Below are 13,401 nucleotides of genomic sequence, written 5' to 3' on the forward strand. Positions count from 1 at the left end.
ATTATTTGCCTTCTTTCTTTAGAGATATTTCTTTAACATTAACTTTCAAACTATTCAAATATTGGATAGCTTGTTCAACTTTGTCATCTTCACCAGTTAAGGCAAATAACATGATACCAACAGTTGTATTTTGCAATCTTTCAATATTACTGAAGAGAATGTTGGCCTCAACTTGGAATCGTTTATACAATTCAACTACGATTGGCTCATTAGTTGAATCCCCGATGTAATTAAGTTCGATCAAGCGACCGGATAACTTATCAACGATTCCACTGTCACGGATCTCATCAAGTACAGAACCGATATGGGTTGACGTATTAACGAAGTCTTTCGTCAATTGTTCTTTAGGATTACCAAAGATGTCCAACAGACTGCCCTCTTCAATTAGTCGACCATTTTCCATGACAGAAACACGATTACATACTTGTTTGATAGCATCCATTTCGTGAGTGATGATGACGATCGTGATACCTAATTCTTTGTTCAAGCGACCAAGTAGATCCAAAATTTCTGTGGTAGTCTTTGGATCCAAAGCACTGGTAGCTTCATCAGAAATCAATATTTCTGGATCATTAGCTAAAGCACGAGCAATCGCAACACGTTGTTTTTGACCACCGGATAATTGTGACGGATAGTTTTTAGCTCGATCCGACAAACCGACGATATCTAACAACTTATCGATTTTTTTCTTTCGATCAGCCTTACTCAATCCAGAATCTCTCAATGGAAAATCAACATTTCCATAGACAGTCAAGGAGTTCATTAAATTAAAATGTTGGAAAATCATTCCGATATTACGACGAGCTGTACGTAATTCTTTTTGACTCAATTCGAGCATATTTTGATTATTAACGATAACTGACCCTGCAGTTGGTTTTTGTAGCAAATTGATCACACGAACTAAAGTACTTTTACCAGCACCTGAGTAACCAATAACTCCGAAAACGTCACCTTTTTGAACATCGATTGAAACGTCTTTGACAGCTTCGATTGTCTTACCTTCATTTTGAAAAGTAACGTCAATATTTTTTAGCTGAATTATCCCATTTTGTTCTGCCATTTAATAATTACTCCCTTAACTTACCCAAGACTCATCAATAATAATGAAGTCTTGTTGATTTTCTAACTGAATCCTGTGGTAGATCTGTAAAAAGTTAGGTCTGAATCAAAGGTTTGACTCAGGTGGTAGCCCAACTTTTTAGTTTAACCATCAATTATAGTTTGGCGTTCCATGCAGGAATTTCGTTACCACCATAAACTTTCTTGATTTCTTTAGCAACAGCTTTTGTTTGGAAAGCTTTAACAACTTTCTTGTATGTCTTGTTGTTCTTGTCTTTCTTTTGAGCAACGATGATGTTGATCCAAGGAATTGAGTTCTTGTTGATCTTTTCTGTAACAATAGCCTTCTTAGGATTCAACTTAGCATCGTTAGCAACGTTACCATTAACGACCGCAGCATCGACACTATCAAGTGAACGAGCTGTTTGAGCAGCATCTAGTGTAGTGAACTTCAAGTTCAATTTGTTTTCTTTGATATCTTTTGTTGAAGGTAATGTCTTAGAATCATCAAGCTTTAGTAGACCATTATATTCTAGTAATTGTAATGCACGGGCTTCATTAGAAGCATCGTTAGGAATAGCAATCTTAGCGCCATTCTTTAAATCGCTGAGCTTTGTGATCTTGTGTGAATATAGAGCCATTGGTTGAATAACTGTCTTACCGATTGAAACTAAATCTGCCTTGTGTGCTTTGTTCCAAGCATTCAAGAAATCTGTGTGTTGATAAGCGTTGATATCAACTTCCCCTTGGTTCAAAGCTGTATTAGGTTGATTGTAATCGTTGAATTGAACGATCTTCAAATCAATTCCTTCACTCTTAACGTTCTTTTGAACGACTTTCCAAATTGGTGCATCTGAAGGGTTGATACCCACTTTAACTGTTTGTGACTTGCTTTGGTTTCCACAACCAGCTAGTACAAAAATAAATAATGCTGTGAAGGCTAATAAAATAACCTTACCAAACTTTCTAAATTTACTCATATTTCTCTCCCACCTTATCTAATACTTTAATCAACTAAAAAATATCTATTAGAAACAAAAAAAGCCGCTTCAAACTTGGACATCTCTGTCCAATGTTAGAAGCGACTTCTCGCGGTACCATTCTAATTCGGAATAAATTTGCACTTATCCCCTTAACAACGTACAAAAATTCTATACGCGTGTACGTTAAAGGGTACCAACCATTGCATCTTTATCCATCCGGATTCAGCGCACCAATCACGGGTCATTTTCATTCAAGTCGTTGCCCTCATCTCAGCAAATAGAGGTTTTCTGTACAAACGAGGTTGAATTACTTCCCCCGATCAAATTGTTTAATAAATATCTTTTGTTAATCGTTGGTTAGATAATACAATCTAATTTTTGAAATGTCAATCAATAAAAATAAGTTTTTTTAGGCTATTTTCTAATTTTATATTTTTATGCCAACTGTCATTTATAACATGATGTTTAGATAAATCCTTTTATTTCAATGTTTAATCTGCTTTGCCGTTATGCGATTTATAACGTTAAAATATTTTATTTTTAAAAATAAAAAATATAAAATTTTATTTTCACTCGAGTATTTACATTAGAAAATCATTAATTTTATTCATACTTTGGATCTTTAATCAGATCAAGAATCTCAAACATAAAAAAAGCTAAAAACCATTGCTGATTTTTAGCTTTAGTGCAATTGTCTATTTAGTTTTTAATTATGATAAAACTTCAACAGTAGCTGTAGTTACACCATATGATGGAATTGATGAACTAGGCATAGCAACATCTAATTGTTGTGAGTTTGTGTTAGCAAATGTACCTGTATCATTAACTGTTCTGTACATTACAGTACCGTCAGCTAAAGTGATTTTTAATTGTGTACCCTTAGGGAATACTGATAGATTGGCGGCAACACCGGAGTAACCCATGTTTGAACCTAAGACAGCTGGATCATAGAAAGAAATCTTGAATGTTCCTTGTGATGTACCAGTTGTGGCAGTTGTTTGCGTAGCAGATGAGTCTTGTGTACTTGTTGTAGCTGTTGCTGTTGTATCGGTTGCTTGTGATGTTGTATCTGTTGTTTGAGTATTTTGTTGTGTTGTAGCTTGTGTTGTTGTGGCTTGTGATTGTGTAGTAGCACCAGGCAATGTGATTGTTTCTCCTGGATAGATCAAGTCAAATCCGCCGACTGTGCGACCATTAGCTTGTTCTAGAGCCGAAATACTAATTCCGTTAGCTTCAGCAATGCTCTTGTATGTGTCACCTTTTTCAACGGTAACTTGGCTACCATTTGTCACTGCAGCTTGAGCTGTTTGTGATGAAGCGGCGAAGATTCCTGTTAATGTCATGGCACTTACTAAAGCGATAGATAAAACTTTTTTCATAAATTAATTACATCCTTAATATTTAAAATTTGTTTAGCTCTCATTTGCTATGGTGCTATACTAACAGGTCTATATTACGTAACAATGTCCCTAACGTTACAGTTTTGGAGTTTTATGTAATCTTAGTAACGTTGCTGAAATATTAGAATTTTAGGTATTTTGGACTTTTAATTTGTTTCATATATATTCATGATATAGTTTTAAGTATGAAGAATAAAAAAAGATTGTCCGCAAAACTACTAATTATGTTAGTTGCTTTGGAACTTATCGCATTTAGTTTAAATATGTTCTTCGAACCGCACAGTATTGCCGCCGGTGGTGCCACTGGAATCGCGATTCTATTGCAAGCAGGATGGAAAATCCCAACCTTCATCTCGGTTCTTGTCATAAATATTGTGATGTTAGTACTGGCCTACATACATTTAGACCGTCAAACGACGTTGAAATTAGCTTTAGGAAGTTTCATGCTCCCGATTCTCTTGTACATCACTCCCGTTTATAATTTAATTCCAAACAATAAATTGATTTCTATAATAGTAGGAAGTGTCATTTTTGGAATTGGTTTAGCTATTTTATATACCTTGAATATGTCCAGTGGTGGTACAACTGTTCCGCCAATGATCATTCATCAGAACTTCGGTATCGACAAATACATCAGTCTCTTCATTATTGATGCTATCGTCTGTTTAGGAAATTTCGTCGTAGCCGATGCCATTTCTTTCTTACTTGCCGTCATGTCCGTAGGAATCTCTAGTTTAGCCATCAAGGGCTTTGGATTCGTTCATACAAAAAGACATCCGGTCACACAATAAAAGGCGCACATATCAAAGCAATTTCGTGTTTTGACATATGCACCTTTTTTATTTTATTTTAAATTCTGCTGTTCGAGATTGATAATCTTGTTGTCAGAGATTTCTATTTTGATCGTGGCGTCTTGACTGAGATCGGCTTCCGCCAAATCAGATTCATACGTTAAAATCTTGATACCATTAGTATCTGAATATGTATCTGGGTCACCTAAAACATCGATGACACGATTATATTCATCGCCAACTTGTAATTTCTCAAAATCTTTGAGTGTTAATAATCTCTTTCTATCAATATTTAATCCTTGAATCGACTTAGCTGTTGCTTTGCCCTTTTCAAAGGTGATCTGAATAGTGACATTTTCACCATTATCAGTGCCATCCCAAGTTAAATTCAAAATGGAACTGTTTGGCAATGATTGCGATGTCGCAGGTTGACCCAATAGATCAATAACTGCAGCTTTACTCAAACCCTTTTGACCAGTTTTGATTGAATTATATTTTGCAACTAATGAAGGATTGTTTTCAATTTTCTTACTTGTAACATTTTTAGTTTGTTTCACGGTTGCTTTGTCAACCTTATCAGGATAAAAAGCATAATTAGCAACGTAAGTCGTGGCTGATACTACAATAAAAATAGAAAGAATTGTGATCCAAAACCAATTTCTTCTGTAAAATGGCTTTCTTTCATTTTCATTTGTCATTTTCATACCTCCGGTTACACTACGTATTTTAACAGGCTTTTTTGAAAAAGGCATTTTTAAAACATTATTATTTTCATCGAAAAAATAAGCATCGTGTTTGCTTATTATAGGAAAATTCGATATTATAGAATAGTGAACATTCATTGGGGGTGTTCTGGATTCGACATGTGTAGTAGCGTGCAGGCTGCATTTAGGGTTTCGTGTCCCTCTAAAAACACACAGTTTATTATAACTGCAAAAAATAATAATTCTTACGCATTAGCTGCCTAAAAACAGTCTAAGCGTGATCCATTCTAGTTTCGCCCAAGGGCTGGAAATGGGTCTCAAATGAATTGGGCTACGTTTAACTGTGCATTCTGAATAGTTAAAAAGAGATCATCGGAATAGCTATAATGAGTTGCCTTGTTGTATGGCGTACATTATAGCGAAACTTTAAATGATACGACTATGAGTGTAGATGCTTGCATAGCATTATGCTTGGACAGGGGTTCAATTCCCCTCACCTCCATTTTGCAAAAATCAACCAGTTATATTGAGTGCTTAACGCCTTGATATAGCTGGTTTTTTATTTTTATGAATTAATATGAATTAAATAGAACTTAGTCAAAACTTAGTCAACTTAAATAAATATATTACTGGTTGAGGCAATTACCATCACATTTTCTATGTGGTGGTATTTTTATTTTCTGAATTATAAAGATATATCCGATATTCATTCATGATATCAAAAAAGCCATTTATCTATTAAGATTCTGATAAATGGCTTTCATTGATCTACGTAGTATTAAATAATATTAACGATAGCAAGTTAATGGCGATGGCTAACTTCATGATACTGTGAGGTGATGCCTTATGAGATTAATTAAATGGCTTTACCTCTCGAAAGGATAACAATGAGTGTTTACCAGGCTCTTACGTTGATGATTTCTTTTGCAACGTTAGTAGTTCTAATACTCGAATTTAATCGAAAAAAATAACCGTCCTAACTTTTGGCTGAGTTAACGGTTATTTGAACTATTATTAAAACTTAAGTAGCCACCGTCTTAAACGGGCTATCTGAGGGATGTTCGAGCATCCCTCTTTTTTGTACCCCCATATTATAACAGGTTATTTTTAGTCAAGCACGCTATATTTACCAACTTATTGAAACAACAATAACATCAATTTTTTAATATTTTATTATTTACAATTTTTATTTTTGCCCTGTAACTCATTAAATCGTGCATATAATCCCTTTATAAATTCATCATCCTCTTCTTGTTCCTCTTTAGTTAGTTTTCTAGCTGGTTTTCTACGATTATTATCAGTTGAAACCAATTCACTGGCGTCCCCGGTTAATCTGCATCTAAAATTCTTTTCTTCCCAGCTTAAATTCTTAGGCATCGTTCTCATCATAGCTAATGCCTCTTTTTCGGCCTTTAAAGGTGGTCTATCGGAATTTATGTGCATTGCTTTTTTATAACTTTCCCATTCTTTTTCTTCATTTGTCATCATATTTTCCAACTTTCATTGTGCTACAACTAATATATCGAAAAAGACACTCATTATTGATAAGCATCTTAGTATTATATTTTCTTTACATGATTTTTGAAACCAAGCAAGATAGGATTTCTGTTCAGCCTTGCATATGTCAACAGCTTCTTTTTACTGAATATCTTTTTTATTTATAATTTTGAAACTGACGATCTCATCATCCCTTAAATTTACATCATTGTAGGGAAATTGTTTTGTGCCCTTTAAATCAATGCTAGAAACGCCATCATCAGCATCAGCCTCAGTTTCAACAAATTCGACAAAACCTTTAAAAATCTCTCCATTGGAAATTTTAACCGAAACATACTTTCCACCTAAATCAGTTATTTTCATCTTTCCATTCCAATCTTTTATCTGTATTTATCTCTTTGCGTAAACCTTGAATCCAAACATACCGTTGCGGGCAATCATTGTACCATCTTGGGTCTTCATATAAAGACTAGGTGTATTGTTTAGATCATTCGCATTAGCAAAAGTATTGATTCTGTCATAAATCGGTTTGACGTAGGATTTTTGTTCAGTTTTACTCATGTCAGCCACTTCATTCGGTACAGAAAATGTTGCCATATCTTCGGTTCTATCATAGCTAAATGCTATTTCTGGATATTTGTTATCAAGGTAAGCATGCATGTCGCGTGAGAAAGCAGAAATCTGAGCTTTAGTGTTTGCCTCATAATCAGAATCATCAGAACCACCCTTAACAGTAACTGACATCTCACTTGATTCTGCATCTCCGTCTTTTGCTGAAATACTATAATCGCCGGCAGAAAGACCGGAAAACTTAAATTTACCATTATCATTAGAAGTTACGGTTTTACTTGGTGTATCTGTCAAACTGTTTAAATGAACCTTAATACCGGGTTTAGTAGCACCGTTGATTGTTCCTGTATCTGCATCATCAGCAATCTTGACGGTTTTGCTGTTAAGACTAACAGTTGGAATAGGATGGGCAATATCATCAATAATATCACCGGCTAAGTGAAAACATATCGGCACAAATACCACAGACCCAATAACTGCGTAAATTAGATATTTTGGAAGTGTTTGACCCATTTTTCGTTGAACCAGGCCCGCTCTCCAAAAAACATATAGTGCGTAAATGACAATCCCAATAATTATCAATCTTATTAAATTAATGATTGTCATAAAAAAGCCTCCTCTAAAACAGATTGTTCTAATAATTTCAACTTATTTATTTTAGATAATATCGAACAAAATGTTAAATCAAAAAATGATTCCTACTTGTTTAAGAGTAAGAATCATTTTTTGATTGCTTTCATTATTCCTGATTGAGTTTGTTAAATACATCTTTGGGCATCTCATTTTCAAAAGCTTCAGAGTAAGTTATCACGTAAGACCCCTTAGTATCTAAGCGCAAATAATGATCCTGCTTCAATTTTCCATGTCCGGTGAATTCAACCGGATGAGAATTTCCATTTGGGTCATAACCAGTTAAGGCATATTCATAGTTTCCATACCCTGCCTTATCTTTTCCTTTAGCATTATCAATTTTGACATATTTGGGCTCTTCTTTTACAAAGATACTAAATTGATTCACTGCTTGACCAAATGCACTGGGATTGTCTTTGTTAAGGATGCACACCAAGGTATAAGCCAGGGCCAATCCAAATATTAAAGTAAAAAATGTTTTAAATATTCTCATTAATTCCTTCTCCTATAAACATAAATTCTTAAAATTTATCCTTATAAAATATTATTAATTTTTACTCTTTTGAGAAATTTAAACAGCTTACATTTTGCTTACAAACATGTAAGTTCCCCATATCGTCTTTTTCCTTTATCCAATCACTTTAATCCCACCAAGCAAAAGTCGACCCCCTTCTTGCCAAGTCAATGTCCAAATCTCCTTGAATCGTTCAATATTAGTATCATCCTGGATCTGTTGATTATATTCGACAGTTTTATTATCGTACTGAAAATAATCACGCGCTTGAGCGGTAACAATAACTTGAACATCCCCATGATCTGGATTGATGACTTGTTGAAGATCAATAATCACTAAACCCTCAAGATGATCTACTTTGTGATTGCGTATGTAGCCATTGATGATTCGTTTTTGTTGACCAAAATAATAATGTGACATCAATGTCTTCAAAGTTTCCAAATCATTCTTCGTCCAAGCATCCTCAACTTTATAAAAGAATGGTTCAAAATATTCCTTCACGTGTGGCGTAAGTTCATCATAAGTTTCTGGTAGCGTATAGTTCTCTTGACGTTTACGTTTAATCGACCGAAAAGCCAAAAGACCTGTAACCCCGATAAAAAAAACATCCATTAGTGAAAAGCGACCTCTTCCATAACCACCGTATCCGCGGTAACCATAATAATTATTGTCATTGTAATCACTTGAGCTAATGTTACTGTTGCTTGTTGAACTACTACCCATGCTGCCACCTGCTCGAGCTGAAACAATTGTCGGCGTCATAGCAAAAATAAATAATAGACCAATAATTATTATTAAGGTTAGCTTTTTCAAAGTTTAGTACCCCATAATTAGTTTTAAAGTGCAAATTTCATTATATATTACGAAGGTAAACCAAGATATGCGAAATGAACGATTCTTATATAAAGTTACTGCAAAAAAATAAGATTCAGAAACCTAAATGATTTCTGAACCTTGTTTTTTATCTAAGAATTTTAGGCTTTGATATACTCATTAGTTGCGACACGATAGTACTCTTGGCCATCGATCATTACAATTTGATCAACTTTCCAAGTAGTTCCAGCTTTCAATGTATTTGGCAAAACATTGCCATCAATATCATAAACTGGTGTCTCGCTGTCAACTGTATAAGTCATCTTTACACTACTGTATGTATCGACTCCTTGAGCGGGAATCCATTCGTCAGTTGCGATCCGACACATTGGAATACCGTTGATAACTGCGGAGCCATCGGTCTTCCAGCTAGAACCTGCAGGCAATTTAGTTGTCAAAATTTGACCTTCAGAATTATAAACTGTTGCTGCAATCTTTGTAGTAATTGCCGTACCAGCTTTAACTGGGGTAAATTGAACTGCACTGTCAGCTGCCAAATATTCATTCGTAGCAACTTCATAGTATTTCTTACCTTTGATAGTAATAACTTTATTATATTTCCATTCAGTATTAGGACTCAATTGTGAATCGATTGGTTTACCAGCTGAGTCGACCAATTCTGTATCAGCGCCAAAGGTTCTAACAACACCGGTCTCAGGTTTGTATGAATCGTAATCGCTAACTGGTACCCATTCGTCAGTACCAATCATGTAGTAACGTTTGCCATTGATCAAAGCTGATTCTTGAATCGTTGTATCAGCCAAACTTACTCTAGTATTTGGTACTATTTGACCAGAATCATCATAAACTTGCACTGGACTGGTTTTTTGAGGTGTTACATCAACCACATCATTAACAATATCCGTTGGAGCGACTGCTGGAGTAGTTGAAGTACTTGGTGTTGTTGGTGGAGTGACAACTAGATTCTCTTTGTATGTCAAGATAACTACTTGTGGTGCTTGGGTATATTTACCTTGCAAAACTGTTGATGAGGTACCAGTCATAGTATAACCGGCAACTGTACTGTAAGGTGTTAGATCATAGCTATCACCTATTTTTGCACCATCGATTGTTCTTACCATAGGTTGACCGTTATTCATAATTGGATTGTCATTTTGGTCAACATATTCAACTGTAACATTAGGATAATCTTGCCAAACAATTGGTTCTACTGTCGTGCCCCAATAAATGAAGGTCGTACCGTTAGGATAAGATTTATCAATATAAGTATCATTGACACTGCCGAATTCACCTAAATTACCATATGATAAGAGATTATTGCTTGAATCTGCATTTTGCAAAACGTAAGTATCATTACCAAGGTAAGTGATGTTATCATCCACTTGATCGTCAGCTGGTGCAGTAGCTGAATAGTGATACGTTGCGGCCAAATCTTCACCATCTAGACCAGTATTAGGTTCAGCAGTAAAGGTCAATGGTTGGCCCTTGACAGCATAAATTGGTGTTGGATCATAAATAGTCATATTACCAGAACTAAGGTAGAATCCTTTACCAGGAACCTCTGGATTACTCAAAATTGGTTTCAATGGTGTGAAATCAGTAATTGAACTATTGCCGAAGTAAAGTGAATCAGATTGCCCATTTTGACTGTACTTGATCAAAGTTGGTGCCATAGCCACTAATTGTGCATTAGTAATACCATCATTTGTGGCTACGATGCCATCACCGTGGAATCCCAAGTAAACACAATTATTTAAATTCAATTCAGAAATTTGAGTTGGATCAATTTCAGGAGCTTTAGGATCACTGAAATTACCAGTCAATCCTAAGGCATTCAAATTTACGCCTTTCAAAGGTGTCAAATCAGGATCAGCGGTTGAGTCCGATGCCATATTAAAATCGGCATAAACGACTGTACCAGATGGAAGCAATGTGAGATATTGTAAACCATTCAAACTTTCAATTTGATTGCTTACGCCAGTTGGTAATTTATAATCGTTCACGTCCAGATCCAAAACTTCTTGATTATAATTCTTAATATCGCCAACTGTTACATTAGCAGTTTGTTGTAGTCCAAGTGCTGATTTAACGACACTGCTGATGGCAGGATCAGTAAAGGTTACGATTGAACTATCCGTTAAATTGCTTGGGAGTGCGTAAGGATCAGGTTCTGGCGTAGTTGTGGCAGTTGTACCAGGTGTTGTCGTTGCAGCTGTTGTTGTAGTACCTGTCGTCGAAGTTGTCGCTGGTGCGGTTGTTGCTGTGCTTGTCGTTGAAGTACTCGTTGGTGCAGTTGCTGCTGTGCTTGTCGTTGAAGTACTTGCTGGTGCAGTTGTTGTGGTGCCCGTCGTTGAAGTACTTGTTGGTGCGGTTGCTGTTGTACTTGCCGTACCACTTGTTGATGTATCGGTTGGTGCAGTTAAATTAGCTGTAGAAGTCGAAGTAACAGATGTACTTCTAGTCGTAGGAATTACCGTCGTCGTTAATGGAACCGTGCTCGTTGTCGAGTCAGAACTTGTTGGTAAAGAAACCGATGCAACAGTAGGTGTCGTACCAGTTGGTTGCGTAGTTACGACAGTGCCAGTTGGTGCTACATAGGACGTGGTTGAAGTGCTTGGCGTCGCGGTTGAACTGGCAGTTTGAGTGCTACTTGTACCGGTTGAATCACTCGTCGTATCAGCTTTAACGGTTTGATTAGACATTGATCCTAAAATCATTGCCGAAAACAATGAAACTCCTAAATAAATACATTTCTTATTTAATAACATAGAATCGCTCTTTTCTTTATCAATATTACTTTGTACTCAACTGTAATATTAATCAGAATTACCACCCATACCAAAAATATCGTTCATGATTATTTTTATTTAATCAGTCTTGATATTACTGTCAGTAACCATCTCACAAGCCATATACTATAGGTATACCATTTTAAAAGCACGACAAAAAAAGCTCAATTCCTGACCATCAAGAATTGAGTTTTCTTTATTTATTGATTGTTGCTTTGCTGTACTCTTTACCAGCTGTCAAATCGTATTGCATGAGTTTATAATCGTGAATCAATTGTTTTTGTTTGGCAGTCAATTGTTTAGAAGTAATTTGTTTACCTTTCGAATTGACATACAGACTCTCATTGGAGCCAACACTATTTTTAGCCATAGCTGGTAGATTCTCTTGAACTTCTGTCAAAAGCGCTGAATAAGGGGTTACCTTCTGTTTCATCTGCTTCAAAGCCAAAGGAATAAAGCCATTAGGATCTGTATACTTCGTATTGGCAGTCAATTTCTTCGTACCATAACCGTGTTCCAAAGCATATTTATTACTGTATACAAAGTAATCCGTCTCATGTTTGACTACATTGTATTTCTTCATACTATCGCCATCATAAATACCAGGCAAGTGATCTCCGTACCAAACTACCGTGATTGGTTTCTTGACTTGGTCCAATTTATTCAAGAAATTCTCCACGGACGTATCCGTCATGTTGATACCTTTGACATAATTCTTGACCTGTTGCTTGTTGTCGCCGGCACTTTTTCCACTGACCTTAAATTGACTGTCCGGATAATCAACGGTAAATGGCAAGTGATTTTGCATCGTAACTAAGTTGATGAATTGTCCACCTTTAGTTTGATTTAGTTGCCACAAAGCATCTTTATACGCTGAAGCATCACTGACATATTGTCCGCCATCTTCAGTAGCCGTATACTTCAAAGCTAAGTTGCCTGTCGTTTGAATGTTTCTAAAAGTTTGAATTCCAAAGCGCTTATAAACTAAGTTTCGGTTATAGAAGTTACCATAAAATGGATGAATGGCAGCAGTCGTTTTAAAACTGTTAGCGATATTGATCGGAGCAGTCTGTTTAGCAACTAATTGCGTATACGGCGTCTGCAGTGACTTTGCAAATTGGTTGAAAGCTAAGCCGGTAAAAGTCATATACTCCATATTGGCCGTTCCCCCACCATAACCAGAACTCATCATCAATCCTGAAGTATTCTCTTTTTTGACCTTTTGGATCTTAGGAACTGCTTCTTGATTCAATTTTAAGTTCGGTACACGACTAGGATCTGCAAAACTTTCACTCAAAACAAAGATCAAAGTTTGCTTGCTCAAATTATCATTAGGACGATCCTTATTGATTTTTTTAGCAACTTTTTGATACTTCGTCACTAATTTATCCATCGTAGCTTTACTGTAACCCTTAGGTTCATCCATTATATCAACGTGCATACTGCTTAAAAACGTCAACATTGGTCCATTATTATTGGCTGACCAGTTGATATTGACTTCATAATTGGCAAAACCAACTTTATCTAAAACTTTGGACGTCAATGAGCCTTCTTCATTTGCTGTATAAAAACTGGCAAATCGAGTAGGAGGTAACTTTTAATTACCGACCTCTCACACCACCGTACGTAC

Annotated in this window: 13 protein-coding genes and 1 other RNA gene; 3 read left to right on the top strand and 11 right to left on the bottom strand. The window is 35.8% G+C overall.

Going from position 1 to position 13,401, the window contains the following annotated elements; genetic code table 11:
- Position 1 precedes the first annotated feature (1 nt).
- The 3 genes from FD29_RS02610 to FD29_RS02620 all read right to left on the bottom strand — a co-directional run bounded on the left by FD29_RS02610 (position 2) and on the right by FD29_RS02620 (position 3,421).
- The gene (locus FD29_RS02610) at positions 2–1,060 is read right to left on the bottom strand and encodes a methionine ABC transporter ATP-binding protein (protein WP_057887431.1); all 1,059 of its coding nucleotides are present in this window, start codon (positions 1,058–1,060) and stop codon (positions 2–4) included.
- Positions 1,061–1,214: 154 nt separating this feature from the next.
- Positions 1,215–2,039, bottom strand: coding sequence for a MetQ/NlpA family ABC transporter substrate-binding protein (locus FD29_RS02615; RefSeq protein ID WP_057887432.1), 825 nt, complete (start codon positions 2,037–2,039; stop codon positions 1,215–1,217).
- Positions 2,040–2,752: 713 nt separating this feature from the next.
- Positions 2,753–3,421: a DPBB and LysM peptidoglycan-binding domain-containing protein gene (locus FD29_RS02620; protein ID WP_057887433.1), complete on the bottom strand. Its 669-nt coding sequence runs from the start codon at positions 3,419–3,421 to the stop codon at positions 2,753–2,755.
- A 206-nt stretch (positions 3,422–3,627) separates the two neighbouring features.
- On the opposite strand from FD29_RS02620, the gene FD29_RS02625 reads away from it, so the two are divergent.
- Positions 3,628–4,233 carry a YitT family protein gene (locus FD29_RS02625; RefSeq protein ID WP_083477746.1) on the top strand — a complete coding sequence of 202 codons (606 nt, stop codon included), beginning with the start codon at positions 3,628–3,630 and terminating at the stop codon, positions 4,231–4,233.
- Between the two features lie 53 nt (positions 4,234–4,286).
- Here FD29_RS02625 and FD29_RS02630 read toward each other — a convergent pair whose 3' ends face one another.
- Positions 4,287–4,931 carry a DUF3862 domain-containing protein gene (locus FD29_RS02630; protein WP_057887435.1) on the bottom strand — a complete coding sequence of 215 codons (645 nt, stop codon included), beginning with the start codon at positions 4,929–4,931 and terminating at the stop codon, positions 4,287–4,289.
- A gap of 145 nt (positions 4,932–5,076) precedes the next feature.
- On the opposite strand from FD29_RS02630, the gene ssrA reads away from it, so the two are divergent.
- Both ssrA and FD29_RS11820 read left to right on the top strand, forming a co-directional pair.
- Positions 5,077–5,442: a transfer-messenger RNA gene (ssrA, locus tag FD29_RS11185) on the top strand.
- Between the two features lie 382 nt (positions 5,443–5,824).
- Entirely contained in the window at positions 5,825–5,908 is an 84-nt protein-coding gene (locus FD29_RS11820; RefSeq protein ID WP_225868753.1) for a putative holin-like toxin, read from the top strand.
- Positions 5,909–6,110: 202 nt separating this feature from the next.
- On the opposite strand, the gene FD29_RS02635 is transcribed toward FD29_RS11820, so the two are convergent.
- From FD29_RS02635 to FD29_RS02665, 7 genes are all read right to left on the bottom strand, one after another.
- Complete coding sequence (locus FD29_RS02635; protein ID WP_147007951.1) at positions 6,111–6,425, bottom strand: hypothetical protein; 315 nt, start codon at positions 6,423–6,425, stop codon at positions 6,111–6,113.
- 150 nt (positions 6,426–6,575) lie between these two features.
- Entirely contained in the window at positions 6,576–6,797 is a 222-nt protein-coding gene (locus FD29_RS02640; RefSeq protein WP_057887437.1) for a hypothetical protein, read from the bottom strand.
- 27 nt (positions 6,798–6,824) lie between these two features.
- Positions 6,825–7,460, bottom strand: coding sequence for a carboxypeptidase-like regulatory domain-containing protein (locus tag FD29_RS02645; protein ID WP_162253413.1), 636 nt, complete (start codon positions 7,458–7,460; stop codon positions 6,825–6,827).
- Between the two features lie 283 nt (positions 7,461–7,743).
- Complete coding sequence (locus FD29_RS02650; protein WP_057887439.1) at positions 7,744–8,127, bottom strand: YxeA family protein; 384 nt, start codon at positions 8,125–8,127, stop codon at positions 7,744–7,746.
- A gap of 135 nt (positions 8,128–8,262) precedes the next feature.
- Positions 8,263–8,961: a Tim44 domain-containing protein gene (locus FD29_RS02655; RefSeq protein WP_147007949.1), complete on the bottom strand. Its 699-nt coding sequence runs from the start codon at positions 8,959–8,961 to the stop codon at positions 8,263–8,265.
- Positions 8,962–9,122: 161 nt separating this feature from the next.
- Positions 9,123–11,750 (bottom strand): SLAP domain-containing protein, encoded by a 2,628-nt coding sequence (locus FD29_RS02660; protein WP_083477748.1) that lies wholly within the window; start codon positions 11,748–11,750, stop codon positions 9,123–9,125.
- Between the two features lie 217 nt (positions 11,751–11,967).
- A complete protein-coding gene (locus FD29_RS02665) occupies positions 11,968–13,314 on the bottom strand; it encodes an LTA synthase family protein (protein WP_057887442.1) in 1,347 nt (448 codons plus the stop codon).
- Positions 13,315–13,401 lie beyond the last annotated feature (87 nt).

Source organism: Companilactobacillus mindensis DSM 14500, from assembly GCF_001434275.1.
Classification (GTDB): domain Bacteria; phylum Bacillota; class Bacilli; order Lactobacillales; family Lactobacillaceae; genus Companilactobacillus; species Companilactobacillus mindensis.